Annotated in this window: 28 protein-coding genes and 2 pseudogenes; 16 read left to right on the forward strand and 14 right to left on the reverse strand. The window is 23.4% G+C overall.

The genetic code is table 4. The features are described 5' to 3' along the window. Positions 1 to 92 precede the first annotated feature (92 nt). Positions 93 to 1043, forward strand: a complete 951-nt coding sequence (locus AAHJ00_RS04015; RefSeq protein ID WP_342223478.1) for an IS30 family transposase — start codon at positions 93 to 95, stop codon at positions 1041 to 1043. 30 nt (positions 1044 to 1073) lie between these two features. Here the strand turns inward: AAHJ00_RS04015 and AAHJ00_RS04020 are convergent, their stop codons facing one another. Next, entirely contained in the window at positions 1074 to 1451 is a 378-nt protein-coding gene (locus tag AAHJ00_RS04020; RefSeq protein WP_342223494.1) for a hypothetical protein, read from the reverse strand. Between the two features lie 8 nt (positions 1452 to 1459). Further along, a pseudogene (locus tag AAHJ00_RS04025) lies at positions 1460 to 1615 on the reverse strand (IS5/IS1182 family transposase); the annotation flags it as partial. Between the two features lie 155 nt (positions 1616 to 1770). Between AAHJ00_RS04025 and AAHJ00_RS04030 the strand changes: the two are divergent. After that, positions 1771 to 2124: a transposase family protein gene (locus AAHJ00_RS04030; protein WP_342223495.1), complete on the forward strand. Its 354-nt coding sequence runs from the start codon at positions 1771 to 1773 to the stop codon at positions 2122 to 2124. A gap of 155 nt (positions 2125 to 2279) precedes the next feature. Here the strand turns inward: AAHJ00_RS04030 and AAHJ00_RS04035 are convergent. From AAHJ00_RS04035 to AAHJ00_RS04060, 6 genes are all read right to left on the reverse strand, one after another. Next, a protein-coding gene (locus AAHJ00_RS04035) for an IS5 family transposase (protein ID WP_342223496.1) occupies positions 2280 to 3102 on the reverse strand; the annotation gives its coding sequence in 2 pieces (ribosomal slippage) (positions 2280 to 2706 and positions 2705 to 3102; 825 coding nt in all). A 119-nt stretch (positions 3103 to 3221) separates the two neighbouring features. Beyond that, a protein-coding gene (locus AAHJ00_RS04040; protein ID WP_342223477.1) for an IS5 family transposase occupies positions 3222 to 4045 on the reverse strand; the annotation gives its coding sequence in 2 pieces (ribosomal slippage) (positions 3222 to 3649 and positions 3649 to 4045; 825 coding nt in all). Between the two features lie 416 nt (positions 4046 to 4461). Further along, complete coding sequence (locus AAHJ00_RS04045; RefSeq protein ID WP_342223478.1) at positions 4462 to 5412, reverse strand: IS30 family transposase; 951 nt, start codon at positions 5410 to 5412, stop codon at positions 4462 to 4464. A 79-nt stretch (positions 5413 to 5491) separates the two neighbouring features. Continuing rightward, on the reverse strand, positions 5492 to 5815 hold the full coding sequence (locus AAHJ00_RS04050) for a helix-turn-helix domain-containing protein (protein ID WP_342223497.1): 324 nt from the start codon (positions 5813 to 5815) through the stop codon (positions 5492 to 5494). 632 nt (positions 5816 to 6447) lie between these two features. Then, the gene (gene ffh, locus AAHJ00_RS04055; protein ID WP_342223498.1) at positions 6448 to 7788 is read right to left on the reverse strand and encodes a signal recognition particle protein; all 1341 of its coding nucleotides are present in this window, start codon (positions 7786 to 7788) and stop codon (positions 6448 to 6450) included. A gap of 294 nt (positions 7789 to 8082) precedes the next feature. Then, positions 8083 to 8265 (reverse strand): hypothetical protein, encoded by a 183-nt coding sequence (locus AAHJ00_RS04060; RefSeq protein WP_342223499.1) that lies wholly within the window; start codon positions 8263 to 8265, stop codon positions 8083 to 8085. Between the two features lie 845 nt (positions 8266 to 9110). On the opposite strand from AAHJ00_RS04060, the gene AAHJ00_RS04065 reads away from it, so the two are divergent. From AAHJ00_RS04065 to AAHJ00_RS04090, 6 genes are all read left to right on the forward strand, one after another. Continuing rightward, the gene (locus AAHJ00_RS04065; RefSeq protein ID WP_342223500.1) at positions 9111 to 9455 is read left to right on the forward strand and encodes a hypothetical protein; all 345 of its coding nucleotides are present in this window, start codon (positions 9111 to 9113) and stop codon (positions 9453 to 9455) included. A gap of 135 nt (positions 9456 to 9590) precedes the next feature. Then, the gene (locus AAHJ00_RS04070) at positions 9591 to 9713 is read left to right on the forward strand and encodes a hypothetical protein (protein WP_342223501.1); all 123 of its coding nucleotides are present in this window, start codon (positions 9591 to 9593) and stop codon (positions 9711 to 9713) included. Between the two features lie 283 nt (positions 9714 to 9996). Continuing rightward, positions 9997 to 10182 carry a hypothetical protein gene (locus AAHJ00_RS04075; protein ID WP_342223502.1) on the forward strand — a complete coding sequence of 62 codons (186 nt, stop codon included), beginning with the start codon at positions 9997 to 9999 and terminating at the stop codon, positions 10180 to 10182. Positions 10183 to 10389: 207 nt separating this feature from the next. After that, positions 10390 to 10821 carry a lipoprotein gene (locus tag AAHJ00_RS04080; protein ID WP_342223503.1) on the forward strand — a complete coding sequence of 144 codons (432 nt, stop codon included), beginning with the start codon at positions 10390 to 10392 and terminating at the stop codon, positions 10819 to 10821. 266 nt (positions 10822 to 11087) lie between these two features. After that, the gene (locus tag AAHJ00_RS04085) at positions 11088 to 12038 is read left to right on the forward strand and encodes an IS30 family transposase (protein WP_342223504.1); all 951 of its coding nucleotides are present in this window, start codon (positions 11088 to 11090) and stop codon (positions 12036 to 12038) included. A 245-nt stretch (positions 12039 to 12283) separates the two neighbouring features. Further along, entirely contained in the window at positions 12284 to 12769 is a 486-nt protein-coding gene (locus AAHJ00_RS04090; protein WP_342223505.1) for a PTS glucose transporter subunit IIA, read from the forward strand. A gap of 179 nt (positions 12770 to 12948) precedes the next feature. Here AAHJ00_RS04090 and AAHJ00_RS04095 read toward each other — a convergent pair. Both AAHJ00_RS04095 and AAHJ00_RS04100 read right to left on the reverse strand, forming a co-directional pair. After that, a protein-coding gene (locus tag AAHJ00_RS04095; RefSeq protein ID WP_342223477.1) for an IS5 family transposase occupies positions 12949 to 13772 on the reverse strand; the annotation gives its coding sequence in 2 pieces (ribosomal slippage) (positions 12949 to 13376 and positions 13376 to 13772; 825 coding nt in all). Between the two features lie 111 nt (positions 13773 to 13883). Further along, positions 13884 to 14507, reverse strand: a complete 624-nt coding sequence (locus AAHJ00_RS04100) for a superoxide dismutase (protein WP_342223506.1) — start codon at positions 14505 to 14507, stop codon at positions 13884 to 13886. Between the two features lie 98 nt (positions 14508 to 14605). On the opposite strand from AAHJ00_RS04100, the gene AAHJ00_RS04105 reads away from it, so the two are divergent. Genes AAHJ00_RS04105 through AAHJ00_RS04115 form a run of 3 tightly spaced genes read left to right on the forward strand, consistent with a single transcriptional unit; the run spans position 14606 to position 16955 of the window. Continuing rightward, positions 14606 to 15595 carry a hypothetical protein gene (locus AAHJ00_RS04105; RefSeq protein WP_342223507.1) on the forward strand — a complete coding sequence of 330 codons (990 nt, stop codon included), beginning with the start codon at positions 14606 to 14608 and terminating at the stop codon, positions 15593 to 15595. 1 nt (position 15596) lies between these two features. Next, complete coding sequence (locus tag AAHJ00_RS04110; protein ID WP_342223508.1) at positions 15597 to 16511, forward strand: RluA family pseudouridine synthase; 915 nt, start codon at positions 15597 to 15599, stop codon at positions 16509 to 16511. A gap of 39 nt (positions 16512 to 16550) precedes the next feature. Further along, positions 16551 to 16955 (forward strand): hypothetical protein, encoded by a 405-nt coding sequence (locus AAHJ00_RS04115; protein WP_342223509.1) that lies wholly within the window; start codon positions 16551 to 16553, stop codon positions 16953 to 16955. Positions 16956 to 17090: 135 nt separating this feature from the next. On the opposite strand, the gene AAHJ00_RS04120 is transcribed toward AAHJ00_RS04115, so the two are convergent. Further along, a protein-coding gene (locus AAHJ00_RS04120) for an IS5 family transposase (protein WP_342223477.1) occupies positions 17091 to 17914 on the reverse strand; the annotation gives its coding sequence in 2 pieces (ribosomal slippage) (positions 17091 to 17518 and positions 17518 to 17914; 825 coding nt in all). Between the two features lie 172 nt (positions 17915 to 18086). Here AAHJ00_RS04120 and AAHJ00_RS04125 point away from each other — a divergent pair. Next, a complete protein-coding gene (locus tag AAHJ00_RS04125) occupies positions 18087 to 19037 on the forward strand; it encodes an IS30 family transposase (RefSeq protein ID WP_342223478.1) in 951 nt (316 codons plus the stop codon). Between the two features lie 557 nt (positions 19038 to 19594). Here AAHJ00_RS04125 and AAHJ00_RS04130 read toward each other — a convergent pair. Further along, positions 19595 to 21181 (reverse strand): hypothetical protein, encoded by a 1587-nt coding sequence (locus tag AAHJ00_RS04130; RefSeq protein WP_342223510.1) that lies wholly within the window; start codon positions 21179 to 21181, stop codon positions 19595 to 19597. A gap of 87 nt (positions 21182 to 21268) precedes the next feature. Continuing rightward, positions 21269 to 21694: a transposase family protein gene (locus AAHJ00_RS04135; protein WP_342223511.1), complete on the reverse strand. Its 426-nt coding sequence runs from the start codon at positions 21692 to 21694 to the stop codon at positions 21269 to 21271. A 57-nt stretch (positions 21695 to 21751) separates the two neighbouring features. On the opposite strand from AAHJ00_RS04135, the gene AAHJ00_RS04140 reads away from it, so the two are divergent. The 3 genes and pseudogenes from AAHJ00_RS04140 to AAHJ00_RS04150 all read left to right on the forward strand — a co-directional run bounded on the left by AAHJ00_RS04140 (position 21752) and on the right by AAHJ00_RS04150 (position 24199). Next, positions 21752 to 22702 (forward strand): IS30 family transposase, encoded by a 951-nt coding sequence (locus AAHJ00_RS04140; protein WP_342223478.1) that lies wholly within the window; start codon positions 21752 to 21754, stop codon positions 22700 to 22702. A 240-nt stretch (positions 22703 to 22942) separates the two neighbouring features. Further along, positions 22943 to 23320, forward strand: a complete 378-nt coding sequence (locus tag AAHJ00_RS04145; protein ID WP_342223512.1) for a hypothetical protein — start codon at positions 22943 to 22945, stop codon at positions 23318 to 23320. A gap of 53 nt (positions 23321 to 23373) precedes the next feature. Next, positions 23374 to 24199 (forward strand): annotated as a pseudogene (locus AAHJ00_RS04150) (IS5 family transposase). A gap of 59 nt (positions 24200 to 24258) precedes the next feature. Here the strand turns inward: AAHJ00_RS04150 and AAHJ00_RS04155 are convergent. Continuing rightward, positions 24259 to 25209 carry an IS30 family transposase gene (locus tag AAHJ00_RS04155; RefSeq protein ID WP_342223478.1) on the reverse strand — a complete coding sequence of 317 codons (951 nt, stop codon included), beginning with the start codon at positions 25207 to 25209 and terminating at the stop codon, positions 24259 to 24261. Positions 25210 to 25276: 67 nt separating this feature from the next. Between AAHJ00_RS04155 and AAHJ00_RS04160 the strand changes: the two genes are divergently transcribed. Then, entirely contained in the window at positions 25277 to 25435 is a 159-nt protein-coding gene (locus tag AAHJ00_RS04160; RefSeq protein WP_342223513.1) for a hypothetical protein, read from the forward strand. Positions 25436 to 25441 lie beyond the last annotated feature (6 nt).

Raw genomic sequence — 25441 nt, forward strand, 5'->3', positions numbered from 1 at the left:
TAAGTGCAAGTAAATAAAATTGCAAAAAATCTCATATAAAAATTTCATGATGCTAAGTTTATTTTAGAAAAAACAAAGCAAGGAGTTTTTATATGGGTTACAAACATCTTGGCATATATGAAAGAATTTATATTGAGAATCAATTGAAGTTTAAAGTAAAAATTAGTGAAATAGCTAAAAATCTTAATCGAAGTATTAGTACTATTATTCGAGAAGTCAATAGAAATAAAGATAGTAATCATTATTTTTCATTAATTGCACAAAATAAAGCAGAAAACAGAAAACAATCACATGTTTATTTTCATAAGTTTAAAAATAGAGAATTAGTAAAATATGTACAACAAAAATTACTATTAGGTTGATCGCCTGAACAAATTTATGGCAGAATTAAAAATTTTCATAAAGAATGAATTATTAGTTTTAAAACAATTTACAATTGAATTTATTCTGGATTACTTGAAAAAGTTACTAATAAAAATTTAAGAAGAAAAGGTAAGAAACGAAAATCTCAAGAAAATCGCGGTAAATTTAATGGTAAATCAATTAAAGAACGAAATATTAATGTTAATAATCGTATAACTGTTGGTCATTGAGAAGGTGATACTGTAGTATCATCACGAGGTAAAAGTAAATCATGTTTAATAACTTTAGTTGAAAGAACATCAAGATTTACTTTAGCAATGTTAGTTGAAAATAGAACTACTAAAGTTGTTAACGAAAACATTAGCCATTATTTATCAATTCTTCCAAATAATCTTGTTAAGACTATAACATTTGATAGGGGCAAAGAATTTTCTAATTGACAACAACTTGAAAAAAATTTAAATGTGAAAATTTATTTTGCTAATGCGTATTCGCCTTGACAAAGAGGTACTAATGAAAATACTAATGGTTTAATTAGAGAAAAATTTCCTAAAAAATTTAATTTTTCAAATACTACTAAAAATGCAGTTCATAAATTTATATTGTCTTTAAACCAAAGACCAAGAAAAATACTAAATTATCTTTCACCAATCGAATATTTGGTTAGAAAAATAATTTAGTTGCACTTAACTTTACAATTTGGCAATTTTCTAATCCCAAGAAGTAAACTTTTGTAAATATTCTCTAATTGCTTGTTTTATATAAGATGTGCCATAGTGTTCAAAATATTTCTTCTTAAAAGCACTATCTCAGCCCCCATACATCGCATTACCACCAATAAGTGAATAAGATTTATACCAACAAATATTTTCAATAATAATTTCCTGAATCTGCTTTTTTTCTAAAAGCAAGGTATCAACTGATTGACCACAATTAGCATAATATTTTATTATCTGATCATTTTCCTTACTAAAACGAATTGCCATGGCTGGTTCACCAAAAAGTTTTTGAATATTATTATCTTCCATGTAGTTTTCACGATAAATAATTCCTTTATTTTTAGTAAAATTAGAATAGACTTGGTACATAACTATAACTAGCTTAATTCAAAATTATATATTCCTGAAATTAAGTTAAATCGTAATCCAAATCTTCTAATCTTATTGCGATAACGATAAACTAGTATTTTAAATCTTTTTAATCTAGCAAAAACATGTTCAATGACAATTCTAACTTTACTTAAAAAGCTATTAGACTTGGTACATAACTATAACATTTTGCACCGACCAAACTATAAAATTCACTTTCATCTTTATATTTATCTAATAGACTTCTTGCATTACTTATTTATTAAACAAAATTCCTATAAAATATATTTAAAATAGAAATTATAAGGAATTTAAGATTATGAAATTTGATAAATTTAATTTTATTAATGATAAAGAATTATTACGATTAACTGGAATAAAGCAAAGTACTTTTAATAAAATGTTAAATATTTTAAAAGAAGCTGAGTTAAAAAAGTTTAAAAGAGGTGGTAAAAATAATAAATTATCATTAGAAAATAGATTATTGATGACTTTATCATATTGACGAGAATATCGTACTTATTTTCATCTTGGTAAAAGTTTTGATATTAGTGAAGCTAGTTGTTATCGAAATATTAAGTGAATTGAAGATATTTTAATCAAACATCCTGATTTTCAACAACTTGCTGGTAAAAAAGCATTAATAGACTTCTTGCATTACTTATTAAAATAATTACAAATTATTTGTAAATAAAAAATACTATATAATAGTAATTTCTAACTTTTATTAGGTTAATACTTATGGATTTTATTAAATGTGTAAATTTTGACACAACAAAAAATTATTTTATTATTTAAATTTAATTTTAAATAAATATTTTATGTTATCTATAATTGCAAATTATAAATTGAAGCAATTAAATTAAATCTTAAACTAAATCGTTTTCTACGATTACGATATTTTTCAGTAATAATTTTAAATTTTTTAAGAATAGCAAAAATATTTTCAATAATAATTCTCATTTTTGAAATTAATTTATTATTATGTTTTTGTTCTTTATTTAAAGGGTTTTTCTTTGTTTTTTTCTTAGGTATTAGAACATTACTATGAATTTTTTGTATTCCTTGATAACCATTATCAACTATTAATTTAGTATTTTTTAAAATTGGGATTTTTGATTCTTTAAATAAACAAAAATCATGCTTTTTACCGAGAGAAAAATTTGTTGCAATAATTATTTTGCTTTCTTTTTCAATAATTACTTGTGTTTTAATAGTGTGTTTTTTCTTTTTTCCTGAATAAGATTGTTTTTGTCTTTTTTGGGCGTTGAATGGGTGTTTCTGTAGCATCAATAATAATTGTTTTATCATTAAAATAATCATTTATTAATGCTTTTTTACCAGCAAGTTGTTGAAAATCAGGATGTTTGATTAAAATATCTTCAATTCACTTGATATTTCGATAACAACTAGCTTCACTAATATCAAAACTTTTACCAAGATGAAAATAAGTACGATATTCTCGTCAATATGATAAAGTCATCAATAATCTATTTTCTAATGATAATTTATTATTTTTACCACCTCTTTTAAACTTTTTTAACTCAGCTTCTTTTAAAATATTTAACATTTTATTAAAAGTACTTTGCTTTATTCCAGTTAATCGTAATAATTCTTTATCATTAATAAAATTAAATTTATCAAATTTCATAATCTTAAATTCCTTATAATTTCTATTTTAAATATATTTTATAGGAATTTTGTTTAATAAATAAGTAATGCAAGAAGTCTATTATTTAAATTTAATTTTAAATAAATATTTTATGTTATCTATAATTGCAAATTATAAATTGAAGCAATTAAATTAAATCTTAAACTAAATCGTTTTCTACGATTACGATATTTTTCAGTAATAATTTTAAATTTTTTAAGAATAGCAAAAATATTTTCAATAATAATTCTCATTTTTGAAATTAATTTATTATTATGTTTTTGTTCTTTATTTAAAGGGTTTTTCTTTGTTTTTTTCTTAGGTATTAGAACATTACTATGAATTTTTTGTATTCCTTGATAACCATTATCAACTATTAATTTAGTATTTTTTAAAATTGGGATTTTTGATTCTTTAAATAAACAAAAATCATGCTTTTTACCGAGAGAAAAATTTGTTGCAATAATTATTTTGCTTTCTTTTTCAATAATTACTTGTGTTTTAATAGTGTGTTTTTTCTTTTTTCCTGAATAAGATTGTTTTTGTCTTTTTTTGGGCGTTGAATGGGTGTTTCTGTAGCATCAATAATAATTGTTTTATCATTAAAATAATCATTTATTAATGCTTTTTTACCAGCAAGTTGTTGAAAATCAGGATGTTTGATTAAAATATCTTCAATTCACTTGATATTTCGATAACAACTAGCTTCACTAATATCAAAACTTTTACCAAGATGAAAATAAGTACGATATTCTCGTCAATATGATAAAGTCATCAATAATCTATTTTCTAATGATAATTTATTATTTTTACCACCTCTTTTAAACTTTTTTAACTCAGCTTCTTTTAAAATATTTAACATTTTATTAAAAGTACTTTGCTTTATTCCAGTTAATCGTAATAATTCTTTATCATTAATAAAATTAAATTTATCAAATTTCATAATCTTAAATTCCTTATAATTTCTATTTTAAATATATTTTATAGGAATTTTGTTTAATAAATAAGTAATGCAAGAAGTCTATTATCAAAATAGTAGATAAAATTAAAGGTTATGTACCAAGTCTAATGAAAAATTATTAATTTTATTAATTTTAACTAATATTTTTACTTACTTAAATCTATTATATTTATTTGTTACAGCATTACCTTTATAATTAATTCAACTATCATCATTTCTATTATTAGACTTCTTGCATTACTTATTAAAATAATTACAAATTATTTGTAAATAAAAAATACTATATAGTAATTTCTAACTTTTATTAGGTTAATACTTATGGATTTTATTAAATGTGTAAATTTTGATACAACAAAAAATTATTTTATTATTTAGCCAAATTGTAAAGTTAAGTGCAACTAAATTATTTTTCTAACCAAATATTCGATTGGTGAAAGATAATTTAGTATTTTTCTTGGTCTTTGGTTTAAAGACAATATAAATTTATGAACTGCATTTTTAGTAGTATTTGAAAAATTAAATTTTTTAGGAAATTTTTCTCTAATTAAACCATTAGTATTTTCATTAGTACCTCTTTGTCAAGGCGAATACGCATTAGCAAAATAAATTTTCACATTTAAATTTTTTTCAAGTTGTTGTCAATTAGAAAATTCTTTACCCCTATCAAATGTTATAGTCTTAACAAGATTATTTGGAAGAATTGATAAATAATGGCTAATGTTTTCGTTAACAACTTTAGTAGTTCTATTTTCAACTAACATTGCTAAAGTAAATCTTGATGTTCTTTCAACTAAAGTTATTAAACATGATTTACTTTTACCTCGTGATGATACTACAGTATCACCTTCTCAATGACCAACAGTTATACGATTATTAACATTAATATTTCGTTCTTTAATTGATTTACCATTAAATTTACCGCGATTTTCTTGAGATTTTCGTTTCTTACCTTTTCTTCTTAAATTTTTATTAGTAACTTTTTCAAGTAATCCAGAATAAATTCAATTGTAAATTGTTTTAAAACTAATAATTCATTCTTTATGAAAATTTTTAATTCTGCCATAAATTTGTTCAGGCGATCAACCTAATAGTAATTTTTGTTGTACATATTTTACTAATTCTCTATTTTTAAACTTATGAAAATAAACATGTGATTGTTTTCTGTTTTCTGCTTTATTTTGTGCAATTAATGAAAAATAATGATTACTATCTTTATTTCTATTGACTTCTCGAATAATAGTACTAATACTTCGATTAAGATTTTTAGCTATTTCACTAATTTTTACTTTAAACTTCAATTGATTCTCAATATAAATTCTTTCATATATGCCAAGATGTTTGTAACCCATATAAAAACTCCTTGCTTTGTTTTTTCTAAAATAAACTTAGCATCATGAAATTTTTATATGAGATTTTTTGCAATTTTATTTACTTGCACTTACAAGTATAATTCAGCATTCTGCCATAAATTTGTTCAGGCGATCAACCTAATAGTAATTTTTGTTGTACATATTTTACTAATTCTCTATTTTTAAACTTATGAAAATAAACATGTGATTGTTTTCTGTTTTCTGCTTTATTTTGTGCAATTAATGAAAAATAATGATTACTATCTTTATTTCTATTGACTTCTCGAATAATAGTACTAATACTTCGATTAAGATTTTTAGCTATTTCACTAATTTTTACTTTAAACTTCAATTGATTCTCAATATAAATTCTTTCATATATGCCAAGATGTTTGTAACCCATATAAAAACTCCTTGCTTTGTTTTTTCTAAAATAAACTTAGCATCATGAAATTTTTATATGAGATTTTTTGCAATTTTATTTACTTGCACTTACAAGTATAATTCAGCTAATAAAATAATTTTTTGTTGTGTCAAAATTTACACATTTAATAAAATCCATAAGTATTAACCTAATAAAAGTTAGAAATTACTATATAGTATTTTTTATTTACAAATAATTTGTAATTATTTTAATAAGTAATGCAAGAAGTCTAATAAAATAATTTTTTGTTGTGTCAAAATTTACACATTTAATAAAATCCATAAGTATTAACCTAATAAAAGTTAGAAATTACTATATAGTATTTTTTATTTACAAATAATTTGTAATTATTTTAATAAGTAATGCAAGAAGCCTAATAAAAACAAATCTACAACAAACTACCACATTGAGGATTTACTTTTGGAATTACATCCAATTATAATGGTTCAATGACCGATTTAATTTATCAAGGAGGCAACATGCTGACTAATATAAGCGATGCTAATTTATCTTCAGAAATTTTAAAATACTTACTTTCAAAAAGATAATCATGACATAAAATAAATAAAAATAAAAGAATTTCTAATCCTTAGTTAAGAATTAGAAATTCTTTATCTTTTAAACTTATTAAAATCTGGCATTCTTCCTGATTTAATTTGTTTTGCCATTGCATCAACACTTTTTTTAGCTTTTTCAAATTGATTTATTAAATTATTAAATTCTTTTTCATTTCGTCCCGAACCTCTAACAATCCGATTTTTTCTTTTTAAATGTTTTAAAAGTCGTGGATCTCTTCGTTCTTTTTTAGTCATTGAATCTAATAATGCTCTTGTAACTAATAGTTTACTTTCAGCACCTTCAATTTTGGCATCACTAAGATTATTAACTCCGGGAATCATTTTAATTATTCCCGAAAGTTTACCCATCTTTGACATTTGTTTCATTTGATTAGCTAAATCATCTAAATCAAATTGTCCCATCATCATCCGATTCATTGTTTTCTGAATTGATCTTTCATCAACAACATCTTGAGCTTTTTCAACTAAACTTTGAACATCACCCATCCCTAAAATTCGGTCAGCCATTCTTTCAGGATAAAAAATATCTAATGCTTCAACCTTTTCTCCGGTACCAGCAAACATAATCGGAATTTTAGTTAAATGACTAATAGAAAGTGCTGCCCCACCACGAGCATCACCATCTAATTTAGAAAGAATTGTTCCTGTTAAATTAAGATATTGATGAAACCGTTCAGTAACATTAATTATTTCTTGTCCTGTCATCGCATCAACAACAATAATAATTTCTTGGGGATTAATATTTTGTTTTAAATTAGATAATTCATCCATTAATACGCTATCAATATGCAATCTTCCTGCTGTATCAACAATAACAACATCAAACTTATTTTCAAATGCATAATTAAGAGCATTGTTAGCAATTTTAACAACATCCTTTTCATCATCCAATGAAAATAAAGGAATGTCTAATTGCTTACCTAACGATTTTAACTGTTCAATGGCTGCTGGTCGATACACATCACAAGCAACTAATAAAGAATTCTTATGATACTTTTTTCGTAATAAATTTGCTAACTTAGCTGTTGTGGTTGTTTTTCCACTTCCTTGTAATCCAACCATCATAATAACTGTTGGTCGTTTATTAAGATTCAATAAATGTTCTTTATGTCCCATAATACGAATTAACTCATTATGAACAATTTTAATTAACATTTGTTCAGGTTTTAAACCTTCAAGAATAAACTCTCCCTTCGCTAGATCACGAACATTATTAACAAATTCTTTTACAACATTAAAATTAACATCAGCCTCTAATAAAGCAAGTTTAATTTCACTTAAAGTAGCTTCCATATTTTGCTCTGTTAAAGTTGATGCCTTAATATTTTTCTTGATAGCTTTAGTAATACGATTCGCCAAAAAATCAGTAAACATTTTTATACCCCATTTTATTTATAAATTTTAACTTCGCTAATAATTATATCATATGTAGCAAGAAATTTATAAATATATAGAAAGAGAGGGTCGCGTTTAGTTTTCTTAGGTATTGCTTTTAAGAAGTAAAACAATCAGCTAATTATATTATTTAATTACTAAACTAACCATACCTTTCTTGTTATTGTCATTTTTATTCATTACCATTTTATCATATTATTGAATTTTCACACAATAAAAATTATTAATTATTATTAAATTTTAACTAAATATATATTAATTTTATATTTTTACTTACTTAAATCTATTATATTTATTTGTTACAATATTACCTTTATAATTAATTCAACTATCATCATTTTTATTATTATATTTATTTCATAATGAAGTTTTATATATTTCTTTTCTGATTTCTATTTCTGAATTAATATTTTCATTAATATAATGCAATACATTTAATTTGTTTAAATTTGCCATTCTTAAATGTAATAGGTTATTTAAATTCTTATGATTATATATTTTTGCTCCATATCCTAATTGTTGTTTTATTAAATGTGATACATCACTTTCAATGCTACAACCGATATTTCATTCTAAATTTTGATGATGAATACCATGCTTATTATTATTGAAATAATTACTCGCCTTTCTTAAAATTGTTTTAATATCTTTATTTAATTCATTTTTAACAACATTACGAATGTTTTTGATTAATTCTTGATGATTTCCATCCTTATATAATTTAATTCAACTATTTAGCCTACCCTTGGAACTAATTTAATAGCGTGTATATTTTTAGGAAATCCACCCATTCATTTTTTTATTGCAAAATGAAACAAATTGCTATAGCTAATAGGGTGTTATCTATTAACTGGTAAACTTCTTTTGCTTATGGCGACCACCCACAATTTATCGTGTTTTAATACATACCAACATTATTAACTCACTTGTATTTAATTTTCAAAGAACAAATTTTTAACACCTTATAAAATAAAAAGACAATCATTACTGACTGTCTTAATACTTATTCAAATATTTGCCCACCTAACAAAACTTTATGCGCCCGGCAGATATACTTGTAAATATTCTGATTTAAAAAAAATTATTAATTCTTTGCGAAAACGTTTTTATCGTGATGGTATTAAGAATATTAAGTACTTGGCAAGTTCGAAATATGGTTCTCGTACACAGGAGCCCCCATTATTACGTCTGTTTCTTCGGTCTCCCTTGTGAATTTGGATATTCAGTTGACCGGAGAGGTCTCTAAATTGGGTAATTCGTACTTTATTAGTGAATTGGTTGATCGGATTTGAGGAAAAGGTATGCATAAAATTGGTCGGGTTAATTATCAGAGTGCTGGTTATGTTGCTCGTTATATTTTAAAAAAAGCTAATAAATTAGCTTATGAAGAGTTAGGTATTGAACCCGAGAAGTTGTTTATGAGTAAAGGTATTGGTAAAAAGTATTTTGAAGATAATTTTGAAGATGTTTATCAATATGATGTTATTAATTTGAGTATTGATAAAGGTTTGTTGAAACTTCAACCTCCGCGTTATTTTGATCGTCTTTATGAAAAACAGAATGCTGAACATTTAGAAGCTATAAAAAAAATCGCATTGTTAATGCGAAATTTAAATTGATTGCTTCTGTTCAAGAATCCGGTGTAGGATATGTTAACTTGCTTGGTAATAAACAACATATCCTTCATGAAAGAATTAAAGCTTTAAAGCGTATTGTTAAGGATAAAAAGTAGTACCTTTTTTTCCTTAGGTTTATTATTACATATAAGGAGGTAATTTAAAATGGCATTTCGTAAAAAAGTTAAAAATACTAAGGCACATCGTCGTTATTTGACTACTACGGCAAAAACTGTTCGTGCCGCTAATTTGTTTCGTGCCACATCTCGTGGTGAAATAAGATTCTAGTTTAATATATATATATATATATATATATATATATATATATATATATATGGGTCCTTTATTTAAAATCTTTATTTTTGTTGCTATTGTAATTATAATTATGATTTTGATAAAAAAAAAATAGCGTTTTAAAAAAATATCGTCTTAAAAAAAGAAATTATTTTATTAAAATAATTTCTTTTTTGTGTATAATTTACATATGAGAAAGGAATTAACGATACTAATTCCTTCCCTGGTATATTGTACCATCTGTTCCTTTCTCTTGCAAAGTAGAAAGGAGTTTTTTATGTCAAAATTTGGTATTAAAGACATTATTATGTTTTTAAAAGTTTTTGGAATTTCATCATTATTTTTTGTTGCCGGAATTGTTATTTGTCTTATAGGACATACTCATTTAAGAATTGGTTGACCGGCTTATGTGATTATTTCAGCAATGCTTATTAGTGCCGGAATTATTAGACTTGGTACATAACTATAACATTTTGCACCTACCAAACTATAAAATTCACTTTCATCTTTATATTTATCTAACATTTGTGCTTCACCTAGAAAATAATATTATCAAAATAGTAGATAAAATTGAGGGTTATGTACCAAGTCTTTAAGAAAAAGAAAATGTTGAGTGATTACTATAAAAATTTATTAATTAACAAAAATTCACGAAAAGGATTTGATCAATATGAAAAAATTACTAAGCATTTGGGGTGCAGTTATTTTAACTGCAATCGGAACGAGCAATGTTATTGCTTGTGATGGAGAAAAACCAAAAGAAAACAATAAACCAGTTGATGAAACACCAACTACAAAAATATTACAAAAAGCAACAGACCAACAATTTGCTGACGAAATTGCAAATATAATTAACAAGAACAAATATATTTTTGTAATAGATGATGATTCAAAAAAACGGAAAGAAATTATAAAAACACTTAAGAGTTTTATTAGAGAAATAAAAATTGAAAATACTGATACTAGCGAATTTGACAAAACAAAAATAGAATTTGAAGATATTGATTTATTTTATATGTCATCAGAGGAAGAAATAAAAAATGTTATCATTAAATACAATGATGTTGAAAGTAAAACAAAAATAAATTTATTATTTAAATAAAAATATTTAATAGACTTCTTGCATTACTTATTAAAATAATTACAAATTATTTGTAAATAAAAAATACTATATAGTAATTTCTAACTTTTATTAGGTTAATACTTATGGATTTTATTAAATGTGTAAATTTTGACACAACAAAAAATTATTTTATTATTTGCTGAATTATACTTGTAAGTGCAAGTAAATAAAATTGCAAAAAATCTCATATAAAAATTTCATGATGCTAAGTTTATTTTAGAAAAAACAAAGCAAGGAGTTTTTATATGGGTTACAAACATCTTGGCATATATGAAAGAATTTATATTGAGAATCAATTGAAGTTTAAAGTAAAAATTAGTGAAATAGCTAAAAATCTTAATCGAAGTATTAGTACTATTATTCGAGAAGTCAATAGAAATAAAGATAGTAATCATTATTTTTCATTAATTGCACAAAATAAAGCAGAAAACAGAAAACAATCACATGTTTATTTTCATAAGTTTAAAAATAGAGAATTAGTAAAATATGTACAACAAAAATTACTATTAGGTTGATCGCCTGAACAAATTTATGGCAGAATTAAAAATTTTCATAAAGAATGAATTATTAGTTTTAAAACAATTTACAATTGAATTTATTCTGGATTACTTGAAAAAGTTACTAATAAAAATTTAAGAAGAAAAGGTAAGAAACGAAAATCTCAAGAAAATCGCGGTAAATTTAATAGTAAATCAATTAAAGAACGAAATATTAATGTTAATAATCGTATAACTGTTGGTCATTGAGAAGGTGATACTGTAGTATCATCACGAGGTAAAAGTAAATCATGTTTAATAACTTTAGTTGAAAGAACATCAAGATTTACTTTAGCAATGTTAGTTGAAAATAGAACTACTAAAGTTGTTAACGAAAACATTAGCCATTATTTATCAATTCTTCCAAATAATCTTGTTAAGACTATAACATTTGATAGGGGTAAAGAATTTTCTAATTGACAACAACTTGAAAAAAATTTAAATGTGAAAATTTATTTTGCTAATGCGTATTCGCCTTGACAAAGAGGTACTAATGAAAATACTAATGGTTTAATTAGAGAAAAATTTCCTAAAAAATTTAATTTTTCAAATACTACTAAAAATGCAGTTCATAAATTTATATTGTCTTTAAACCAAAGACCAAGAAAAATACTAAATTATCTTTCACCAATCGAATATTTGGTTAGAAAAATAATTTAGTTGCACTTAACTTTACAATTTGGCGTTGATCGGCCTTTAACTAGTTATTTAGATGTGTATTTGTAAAGTAATAAAATGCAAAAGCATTATTTAGCAACAGGTCTTAGTTATAATGTTGGATTTAATATTATAAAATAAATTATTAAGGTAAGATGGGGGATATATCACTTTTGTTTTAATGACAAAAGTGATTTTTTCACATATAATTTAAAGATGTATACAATATATGAAAGGAAAATAATTAAATGTTTAGTTTTTGTAATTTTTTTAAAAAAAAGCAAATTGAAGTTTTATCACCAGTAGATGGTGAAGTAATTAATATTACTGATGTTGATGATGAAGTGTTTAATGAAAAGATGTTAGGTGATGGTGTAGCATTAATTCCTGCTGCTGATGAGTTTTATGCACCGTTTGCAGGTAGGATAACCTCAGTATTTCCTACGAATCATGCTTATGGAATTCAACATTGAACAAAAGTAGATTGTTTATTACACATTGGTTTAGATACGGTTAATTTAAAAGGTAAGGGGTTTGAACCGAAAGTTAAGCAAGGTCAAAAAGTAAAGGCTAATGAATTATTAGCAGTTGTTAATTGAAGTAAAATTGCTGGTGAAATTAAATCAAACCAATCACCGTTAATTTTTTTACCTGATAGTTTAAAAGGTAAAAAAATTACTAATATTAAATTAGGTTCTGTTAAAGCTGGTGAAATTATTGCAATAATTCAATAGACTTCTTGCATTACTTATTAAAATAATTACAAATTATTTGTAAATAAAAAATACTATAATAGTAATTTCTAACTTTTATTAGGTTAATACTTATGGATTTTATTAAATGTGTAAATTTTGACACAACAAAAAATTATTTTATTATTTAAATTTAATTTTAAATAAATATTTTATGTTATCTATAATTGCAAATTATAAATTGAAGCAATTAAATTAAATCTTAAACTAAATCGTTTTCTACGATTACGATATTTTTCAGTAATAATTTTAAATTTTTTAAGAATAGCAAAAATATTTTCAATAATAATTCTCATTTTTGAAATTAATTTATTATTATGTTTTTGTTCTTTATTTAAAGGGTTTTTCTTTGTTTTTTTCTTAGGTATTAGAACATTACTATGAATTTTTTGTATTCCTTGATAACCATTATCAACTATTAATTTAGTATTTTTTAAAATTGGGATTTTTGATTCTTTAAATAAACAAAAATCATGCTTTTTACCGAGAGAAAAATTTGTTGCAATAATTATTTTGCTTTCTTTTTCAATAATTACTTGTGTTTTAATAGTGTGTTTTTTCTTTTTTCCTGAATAAGATTGTTTTTGTCTTTTTTTGGGCGTTGAATGGGTGTTTCTGTAGCATCAATAATAATTGTTTTATCATTAAAATAATCATTTATTAATGCTTTTTTACCAGCAAGTTGTTGAAAATCAGGATGTTTGATTAAAATATCTTCAATTCACTTGATATTTCGATAACAACTAGCTTCACTAATATCAAAACTTTTACCAAGATGAAAATAAGTACGATATTCTCGTCAATATGATAAAGTCATCAATAATCTATTTTCTAATGATAATTTATTATTTTTACCACCTCTTTTAAACTTTTTTAACTCAGCTTCTTTTAAAATATTTAACATTTTATTAAAAGTACTTTGCTTTATTCCAGTTAATCGTAATAATTCTTTATCATTAATAAAATTAAATTTATCAAATTTCATAATCTTAAATTCCTTATAATTTCTATTTTAAATATATTTTATAGGAATTTTGTTTAATAAATAAGTAATGCAAGAAGTCTAATGAATTCATCTTTTTTATTAAAATTAGTATTATTTAGAATTATTTTTTAAATAAGTGTCATATAGTTTTTCAACTTCTTCTCAGTTAATAATATCAAAAAATTTAGTTACATAAGTTTTACGATCGTTGCGATAGTCAATATAATAAGCATGTTCTCAAACATCAATACCTATTAAAGGATAGGATTTTAAAAATCAAGGATTATCTTGGTTAAAGGTGTTAAAAATTTTTAATTTACCGTTACGATCAATTAATAATCATGTTCAACCACTACCAAAGACTTGTAAGGCAGCATCACGCATTTTTTCTTGTCATTTTTCCATTGACCCATAAGTTTCTTCAATAAGAGTTTTTAATTTACCATTACTAATTGGTTTGTCTTTAGCTAGAATACTAAAAAAGAAGTTGTGATTAATTAATCCGCCGCCGAATTGGCGAATACCAACATGGCATTCATTTGGTAATGTTAAATAGTCGCGCATTAATTGATTTAGATCGGTAGGTTTGTTGTTATTTTCTAATTTTGCAAGAGTATTATTTAAACCATCTTCATATGCTTTGTGATGTTTGTTGTAATGATAATCCATTGTTTCTTTAGATATAATTGGTTCTAGAGCATCTAACGAATAATTTAATTCTTTTCTTTGAAACATTTATAATTTCCTCCTTTTAATAAATTAATTATATACACATATACTATATAAATGTATAATAATTGTATAAGAATATAAAAATGGAGTAAGGTTTAAAGATGAGTTCTGAAAGTTTTTCGCATTCCCAACAATTAAAATCGCGCAAATGATATAGACCTAAGTATCAAGTTCCAAAAACTTTTGTTGATGATTTACAGGTTTATAATTATAAACTGTTTTCTAAAGTTAGTACTTGTTTATTTCTTATAACAGTTTTTATTCTTCCAATATTTTTTGATTTACTTCGGATTTATGTTTTAAATAATAATAACTATATTTTTTTATTTTTAATCCTTAATTTAGTTTCGTATGGTTTTAGTTTTGGATGATTAATGGTTGAAGATGCAAAAAAATTTATTAATAGTGGTGCATGAGCAATTTATTTATTTGTGATTTCCCAAGCAGTTAGTAGTATTTTCTTTGCTATTTTTATTAAAACATCGTCATTATTTTATGAGCAAGTTGGTAATAAAATAGAACTTACAAATGCCGGTTATGCTCTTAGTTCTTTTATACAAAGCATTACTGGATTAGTAACAATTTTTATAATTTTGTTTTTTAGTAAGCAGTTAGCAAGTAAGATTGGTAATACATTACTTTATAATATGCTATTAGTTGCTATTGTGACTATTATTTCTTTGTTAATTATTTTTCAAATTAATGTTTTTTTTAAATTTATTAATGATGCTATTGGTGCTAAGAAATCTGTTAATCAAATTAAAATTGAAAAGTCTTTAACTACTATTAGCGGCAAGATTGGTTTATTTATTATGGTTGTTATTACAGCACCATTATTGGAAGAATTAGCAACTAGACATAGTATTTTTATGTTATCAAGATATCGTTGATTGGGATTTTTTATTTCTTCTTTTTACTTTGTTTGAATACATGTCCGATTGGGTGGCGATATTCAAAATATTTTTAGTTATTTAGGTTTTTCTTTGTCGTTATCATTACTATTTATTTTTAGTCGTGAAAATGTAACATATTCATTTGTAATTCATTTAATCAATAACTTGATTAGTTATACGGTTTTGGTTGCAACTTAGGATGGTACAATTTGTTATTGATGAAAATGATGCTCATCAAACAATTATTAAATTTATGCGTAAAACTTTTAATACTGTTCCTTTACGATTAATTTATAAGTTATTTCGTTTAAAAAAGATAAAATTAAATGGTAAAGTTATTACTGATTTGAAGTATTATTTAAAACCTAATGATACAATTATTGTTTTAGATAATTTAACTTTCAAAGATGAAGTAAAAAAGGAATTTGCTAGTCAAATTGTTTTGACAATTATTTATGAAGATGAATATATTTTAATTGTTGATAAACCCCATAATGTTTTAATTCATCATCCCGTGGGTGATTGTTTAGATTTAGCAGTTCGTAAGTATTTGCAAATTAATGAAAGTTATTCTTTTACTATTAGTCATGTGCATCGTTTAGATAAATTAACAAGAGGTTTAGTAATTTATGCGAAAAAGAAAATTGCTTTAAATATTTTTCATCAATTTTGAAATCAAAATAATATTACTAAAAAATATTTAGCGTTATTAGCTACTAATAAGGAATTACCATTAGTTGTTAAAGGCTATATATTTCAAGATGTTATACAAGGAAAAATGGTGTTTAGTCCTAAATTAGGATTGCTAAATTGTAAAGCAGTAGTAACCAAGTTTAAATTGTTTAAAAGAGTATTAAAGTTTAGTTGATATGAGATCCAACTTATTACGGGAAGAAAACATCAAATTAGAGCATCTTGTGAGTATTTAAAAACACCGATTGTGGGTGACATTAAATATGGTTCTAAATATAATTTAAATGATCGCATTATGCTTTTTGCTTATAAGTTAGAGTTTAAAAATTTACCAGTTCCTTTGGATTATTTAAATAATAAACAATTTGTTTTACCAGATATTGATAAGATATTAGAAATAAATAGCAGAGAAATTAATTAAGTTTGTGATAAAATGATTTAAATTGAAGGGGAATGGCCAATGTATTCAACAAGCAAAAGTTTTTTTAATACACTGTTAGGAATTATTGGAACATTTTTAGGTTCAGTTTTTCAGTTTGTTCTTATTTATTTAATAATTAAATATTATGGGGCGAAGATGAATGGATTAGTACGAACTATTATGGCAATTTCATTTACTATTGGTTTAGCTGAGAGTAGTTTAGGAATTATGGGAATTTTTTATTTGTATCATCCCTTAGCAAAGAAAGATTGAATTACTGTTAATGATATTGTTGGTACGATTAAAAATAATTATATTAAAACGGGGATAATTTATTTATCATTAGTTATTTTTTTAGGTTTAGGGTTTTCTTTATATGCCTATTGAAATAATGTTAGTAGACTTCTTGCATTACTTATTAAAATAATTACAAATTATTTGTAAATAAAAAATACTATATAGTAATTTCTAACTTTTATTAGGTTAATACTTATGGATTTTATTAAATGTGTAAATTTTGACACAACAAAAAATTATTTTATTATTTAAATTTAATTTTAAATAAATATTTTATGTTATCTATAATTGCAAATTATAAATTGAAGCAATTAAATTAAATCTTAAACTAAATCGTTTTCTACGATTACGATATTTTTCAGTAATAATTTTAAATTTTTTAAGAATAGCAAAAATATTTTCAATAATAATTCTCATTTTTGAAATTAATTTATTATTATGTTTTTGTTCTTTATTTAAAGGGTTTTTCTTTGTTTTTTTCTTAGGTATTAGAACATTACTATGAATTTTTTGTATTCCTTGATAACCATTATCAACTATTAATTTAGTATTTTTTAAAATTGGGATTTTTGATTCTTTAAATAAACAAAAATCATGCTTTTTACCGAGAGAAAAATTTGTTGCAATAATTATTTTGCTTTCTTTTTCAATAATTACTTGTGTTTTAATAGTGTGTTTTTTCTTTTTTCCTGAATAAGATTGTTTTTGTCTTTTTTTGGGCGTTGAATGGGTGTTTCTGTAGCATCAATAATAATTGTTTTATCATTAAAATAATCATTTATTAATGCTTTTTTACCAGCAAGTTGTTGAAAATCAGGATGTTTGATTAAAATATCTTCAATTCACTTGATATTTCGATAACAACTAGCTTCACTAATATCAAAACTTTTACCAAGATGAAAATAAGTACGATATTCTCGTCAATATGATAAAGTCATCAATAATCTATTTTCTAATGATAATTTATTATTTTTACCACCTCTTTTAAACTTTTTTAACTCAGCTTCTTTTAAAATATTTAACATTTTATTAAAAGTACTTTGCTTTATTCCAGTTAATCGTAATAATTCTTTATCATTAATAAAATTAAATTTATCAAATTTCATAATCTTAAATTCCTTATAATTTCTATTTTAAATATATTTTATAGGAATTTTGTTTTTTGTAAATTGCTGAATTATACTTGTAAGTGCAAGTAAATAAAATTGCAAAAAATCTCATATAAAAATTTCATGATGCTAAGTTTATTTTAGAAAAAACAAAGCAAGGAGTTTTTATATGGGTTACAAACATCTTGGCATATATGAAAGAATTTATATTGAGAATCAATTGAAGTTTAAAGTAAAAATTAGTGAAATAGCTAAAAATCTTAATCGAAGTATTAGTACTATTATTCGAGAAGTCAATAGAAATAAAGATAGTAATCATTATTTTTCATTAATTGCACAAAATAAAGCAGAAAACAGAAAACAATCACATGTTTATTTTCATAAGTTTAAAAATAGAGAATTAGTAAAATATGTACAACAAAAATTACTATTAGGTTGATCGCCTGAACAAATTTATGGCAGAATTAAAAATTTTCATAAAGAATGAATTATTAGTTTTAAAACAATTTACAATTGAATTTATTCTGGATTACTTGAAAAAGTTACTAATAAAAATTTAAGAAGAAAAGGTAAGAAACGAAAATCTCAAGAAAATCGCGGTAAATTTAATGGTAAATCAATTAAAGAACGAAATATTAATGTTAATAATCGTATAACTGTTGGTCATTGAGAAGGTGATACTGTAGTATCATCACGAGGTAAAAGTAAATCATGTTTAATAACTTTAGTTGAAAGAACATCAAGATTTACTTTAGCAATGTTAGTTGAAAATAGAACTACTAAAGTTGTTAACGAAAACATTAGCCATTATTTATCAATTCTTCCAAATAATCTTGTTAAGACTATAACATTTGATAGGGGTAAAGAATTTTCTAATTGACAACAACTTGAAAAAAATTTAAATGTGAAAATTTATTTTGCTAATGCGTATTCGCCTTGACAAAGAGGTACTAATGAAAATACTAATGGTTTAATTAGAGAAAAATTTCCTAAAAAATTTAATTTTTCAAATACTACTAAAAATGCAGTTCATAAATTTATATTGTCTTTAAACCAAAGACCAAGAAAAATACTAAATTATCTTTCACCAATCGAATATTTGGTTAGAAAAATAATTTAGTTGCACTTAACTTTACAATTTGGCTAAATTAAATAATCCTCATTCTGATAAACAGCATTTCCCACACTAATCGGCAATTTTCTTAAACTAAAAAAGTCGTTATCATTAACAAAATAAAGGTAGTATAAATAAGAAAACGATTCAAAAGATATCATTGATAATAATCACTAACAGTTAAAAATGGTCGATTCCACAGTGGATAAAACTTAATCATAATAAATAATACTTCACTTAAATAAAGAATAGCAACATTACTAATACCAACAGCTCAAATTAACGATGAAAACTCTAATGGTGCTGTTTATAATTGTATGTAAAATAATAAAGTGTTCAAACAACCAAAAAATGACTAAAAAATAATAATAGACTTCTTGCATAACCTAGTTAATTGTTATCAAAATTATTTTAGATTTTAGAAAAATGTTTATTTTAAAGTGGTTAAATTTAAAATTTTTATTATTTTAATAGGTTATGCAAGAAGTCTAATATATTAGTTAAAAATCAAATTAACATTGAACGATTATATACAAAAAACATTTTATTTTCCTCTTTATTTTTTAAATGTTTTTTTTTACTTTCTTAACTCTTTTTTTCTTTTCTAAAATAAAATTAGGAATTGCCATTTTTATTTTTAAATTATCTTGTTGATAAATTTTCCATAACAAAAAGGAAATAATAATTGAAAAGACAACAAGAACAATAATTTCAACACTAAATACAATTCACTCACCAGTATTAGAAATAGCCCCTCCAAATAAGGATGATTTATAATATGAAACTTGAAAATCAGGATATTTTTCTTTAAGTTTATAAAGCATATCATTAGCAACAACAATTAAATTATTAGTATTAGTTTGTGAATATGTAAAAAGAAATAAACCAGCAAAAAGAATTGGCAGAAAAAAAGTATAAAATAAGATTATTGAACCACGAGATAAATAAGATATCCTTTTAATAAGAACAAAAGATACACTTCAAATAATTATTAAAAATGTTAAACCTAAAATTGGTACAAATTGAACAACAAAAACAGTTGGTAAATTAGGATAATAATAAATCGGTGCCAAAATTTCAATCAAAAAAGTCTCACGAATAATTTCTTGTGGTTGTCCAAGAATTTCAAGAATATTTCTAGGATTATTATGACCATAAGGAAATTTTGATAACAAATCATAAAGATTTACTAAATCTTTATTAAGAAAATTAGCAATAATCAAAATAACTTCAATTAAAATAAATAATGAAATTAAAAAAATTGAAATTCGCAAAACATTTCAAATTGTTGGTTGTTTAAAAGAAACCCAAGTTTTTCGAAACCAATTTTGACCAAATAATAAAATTTTTTCTCGTTTATTAAAAACAAAAGAAGGCTTCACTAAATGACTAGCATAACTAGTATAATCAAAAGCAACAATTAAAGACACCAATGTTGCTTGAATAAGAAAAACTCATCAAATACCAACTTCACTAATTCACTCATTAGTATTTCCTTTTAAATTAATTAACTTTTGATAAAATTCTTTAAAAAGAAAATTTTTAAATCAATCAATAGCTTCAGAATGAATTTTCTTACCAGATAACACCACTAAAAATTCATGAAATTCTTCAATCTCAAAATAATAAGGATTGGGAATAATAATAATATCTTTAGCATCCTTAACTTTTACTAGTGAATTTAAAGTTGTTTCATTAGTTCATTGATATTTATATTGACCAACAGCTAATAACGCAAAACCAACAATTGTTATAATTCAAAAAATTAATAAAACAACTACTAATGCTCTTGTTGTTTTTCATTTTTTATTTAAAAAAAATGCTCCCCCTAAAATAATAAAAATTCCTAAAAATACTAATGAAGTTCCGGTAATTGTATAGGCAAGTTGGGTATTCATACTGGCAATTATTTTAAAATCATAAAAATCAGATAAATATTGTAAAAGTATTTTAGTATTTTCCAAAGAAAAATTATAAGTATCTTGAAAATATTGTAAGTAATATTCTTCTCTTGCAAAAACATTAAGATCATTAGTAAAACTTGTAACTAATGAATCATTAACCAAAACAATAAGAAAAGCAATTCCTGGTGCTAACAAAAGAATTAAAAAAAGTGATATTAACAATGGTTTAGTTGCTTTCCCCTTCATTTCATTTCACCCAATTCTTTATTTTCTAATGTCATTATTTTACTATAAAATTATTTATTATTCATTAGACTTGGTACATAACTATAACTAGCTTAATTCAAAATTATATATTTCTGAAATTAAGTTAAATCGTAATCCGAATCTTCTAATCTTATTGCGATAACGATAAACTAGTATTTTAAATCTTTTTAATCTAGCAAAAACATGTTCAATGGCAATTCTAACTTTACTTAAAAAGCTATTATATTCCTTTTTATCTGGATTTAAAGGATTATTTTTACTCTTTTTAATTGGCAATAATGTATTTTTATGAACATTTTGCAAACCTTGATATCCTGAATCAGCAATTAATTCTAATTTTGGATTTATAAGTGTATTTGATTTTAAAAATAACTTATAATCATGAATACTGCCATAACAAAAATCTACTGAAATAATTTTATTGTTAAATAAATCAATAATTGCTGAATTATACTTGTAAGTGCAAGTAAATAAAATTGCAAAAAATCTCATATAAAAATTTCATGATGCTAAGTTTATTTTAGAAAAAACAAAGCAAGGAGTTTTTATATGGGTTACAAACATCTTGGCATATATGAAAGAATTTATATTGAGAATCAATTGAAGTTTAAAGTAAAAATTAGTGAAATAGCTAAAAATCTTAATCGAAGTATTAGTACTATTATTCGAGAAGTCAATAGAAATAAAGATAGTAATCATTATTTTTCATTAATTGCACAAAATAAAGCAGAAAACAGAAAACAATCACATGTTTATTTTCATAAGTTTAAAAATAGAGAATTAGTAAAATATGTACAACAAAAATTACTATTAGGTTGATCGCCTGAACAAATTTATGGCAGAATTAAAAATTTTCATAAAGAATGAATTATTAGTTTTAAAACAATTTACAATTGAATTTATTCTGGATTACTTGAAAAAGTTACTAATAAAAATTTAAGAAGAAAAGGTAAGAAACGAAAATCTCAAGAAAATCGCGGTAAATTTAATGGTAAATCAATTAAAGAACGAAATATTAATGTTAATAATCGTATAACTGTTGGTCATTGAGAAGGTGATACTGTAGTATCATCACGAGGTAAAAGTAAATCATGTTTAATAACTTTAGTTGAAAGAACATCAAGATTTACTTTAGCAATGTTAGTTGAAAATAGAACTACTAAAGTTGTTAACGAAAACATTAGCCATTATTTATCAATTCTTCCAAATAATCTTGTTAAGACTATAACATTTGATAGGGGTAAAGAATTTTCTAATTGACAACAACTTGAAAAAAATTTAAATGTGAAAATTTATTTTGCTAATGCGTATTCGCCTTGACAAAGAGGTACTAATGAAAATACTAATGGTTTAATTAGAGAAAAATTTCCTAAAAAATTTAATTTTTCAAATACTACTAAAAATGCAGTTCATAAATTTATATTGTCTTTAAACCAAAGACCAAGAAAAATACTAAATTATCTTTCACCAATCGAATATTTGGTTAGAAAAATAATTTAGTTGCACTTAACTTTACAATTTGGCATAAATAAAATAATTTTTTGTTGTGTCAAAATTTACACATTTAATAAAATCCATAAGTATTAACCTAATAAAAGTTAGAAATTACTATATAGTATTTTTTATTTACAAATAATTTGTAATTATTTTAATAAGTAATGCAAGAAGTCTAGTGAAACTATTACTGATGATGTTATTCAAGTGATGCCGTTTTGACAATTATGAATTATTATCATATCGTTGTCATTAAAAAATTTAATTTCATTTTTCATTGTTGGTGCTTATGAAAATTTAATTCAAGCTGATAATGGTAATTATTTTAATCGGATTGTGCATTTAACTTGTGATTTATTAGTTTTTACAGGTGTTATTTTGTGAATGTGGATTAGTGCTAGAAATGGTAATCCCAATGCTTATTTACCATTTTTAGTTTATATTTGTCATGGAATTATTAAGTCAATTTTAATTTATATTTATGTGAAATTAAAATATCCATGATTGCAAACTAAAGAATGAACTAAAAATGATAAATTATTGCAAGAGAGTAATTATGTTGCGGTTAAAAGTTATGCGGTAGCACTTTTTAATAATAGACTTCTTGCATTACTTATTTATTAAACAAAATTCCTATAAAATATATTTAAAATAGAAATTATAAGGAATTTAAGATTATGAAATTTGATAAATTTAATTTTATTAATGATAAAGAATTATTACGATTAACTGGAATAAAGCAAAGTACTTTTAATAAAATGTTAAATATTTTAAAAGAAGCTGAGTTAAAAAAGTTTAAAAGAGGTGGTAAAAATAATAAATTATCATTAGAAAATAGATTATTGATGACTTTATCATATTGACGAGAATATCGTACTTATTTTCATCTTGGTAAAAGTTTTGATATTAGTGAAGCTAGTTGTTATCGAAATATCAAGTGAATTGAAGATATTTTAATCAAACATCCTGATTTTCAACAACTTGCTGGTAAAAAAGCATTAATAAATGATTATTTTAATGATAAAACAATTATTATTGATGCTACAGAAACACCCATTCAACGCCCAAAAAAAGACAAAAACAATCTTATTCAGGAAAAAAGAAAAAACACACTATTAAAACACAAGTAATTATTGAAAAAGAAAGCAAAATAATTATTGCAACAAATTTTTCTCTCGGTAAAAAGCATGATTTTTGTTTATTTAAAGAATCAAAAATCCCAATTTTAAAAAATACTAAATTAATAGTTGATAATGGTTATCAAGGAATACAAAAAATTCATAGTAATGTTCTAATACCTAAGAAAAAAACAAAGAAAAACCCTTTAAATAAAGAACAAAAACATAATAATATAAATTAATTTCAAAAATGAGAATTATTATTGAAAATATTTTTGCTATTCTTAAAAAATTTAAAATTATTACTGAAAAATATCGTAATCGTAGAAAACGATTTAGTTTAAGATTTAATTTAATTGCTTCAATTTATAATTTGCAATTATAGATAACATAAAATATTTATTTAAAATTAAATTTAATGCCAAATTGTAAAGTTAAGTGCAACTAAATTATTTTTCTAACCAAATATTCGATTGGTGAAAGATAATTTAGTATTTTTCTTGGTCTTTGGTTTAAAGACAATATAAATTTATGAACTGCATTTTTAGTAGTATTTGAAAAATTAAATTTTTTAGGAAATTTTTCTCTAATTAAACCATTAGTATTTTCATTAGTACCTCTTTGTCAAGGCGAATACGCATTAGCAAAATAAATTTTCACATTTAAATTTTTTTCAAGTTGTTGTCAATTAGAAAATTCTTTACCCCTATCAAATGTTATAGTCTTAACAAGATTATTTGGAAGAATTGATAAATAATGGCTAATGTTTTCGTTAACAACTTTAGTAGTTCTATTTTCAACTAACATTGCTAAAGTAAATCTTGATGTTCTTTCAACTAAAGTTATTAAACATGATTTACTTTTACCTCGTGATGATACTACAGTATCACCTTCTCAATGACCAACAGTTATACGATTATTAACATTAATATTTCGTTCTTTAATTGATTTACCATTAAATTTACCGCGATTTTCTTGAGATTTTCGTTTCTTACCTTTTCTTCTTAAATTTTTATTAGTAACTTTTTCAAGTAATCCAGAATAAATTCAATTGTAAATTGTTTTAAAACTAATAATTCATTCTTTATGAAAATTTTTAATTCTGCCATAAATTTGTTCAGGCGATCAACCTAATAGTAATTTTTGTTGTACATATTTTACTAATTCTCTATTTTTAAACTTATGAAAATAAACATGTGATTGTTTTCTGTTTTCTGCTTTATTTTGTGCAATTAATGAAAAATAATGATTACTATCTTTATTTCTATTGACTTCTCGAATAATAGTACTAATACTTCGATTAAGATTTTTAGCTATTTCACTAATTTTTACTTTAAACTTCAATTGATTCTCAATATAAATTCTTTCATATATGCCAAGATGTTTGTAACCCATATAAAAACTCCTTGCTTTGTTTTTTCTAAAATAAACTTAGCATCATGAAATTTTTATATGAGATTTTTTGCAATTTTATTTACTTGCACTTACAAGTATAATTCAGCATTTTTCAAATACTACTAAAAATGCAGTTCATAAATTTATATTGTCTTTAAACCAAAGACCAAGAAAAATACTAAATTATCTTTCACCAATCGAATATTTGGTTAGAAAAATAATTTAGTTGCAC

The organism is Spiroplasma endosymbiont of Asaphidion curtum, from assembly GCF_964031085.1.
In the GTDB taxonomy this organism is placed as follows: domain Bacteria; phylum Bacillota_I; class Bacilli_A; order Mycoplasmatales; family Nriv7; genus Nriv7.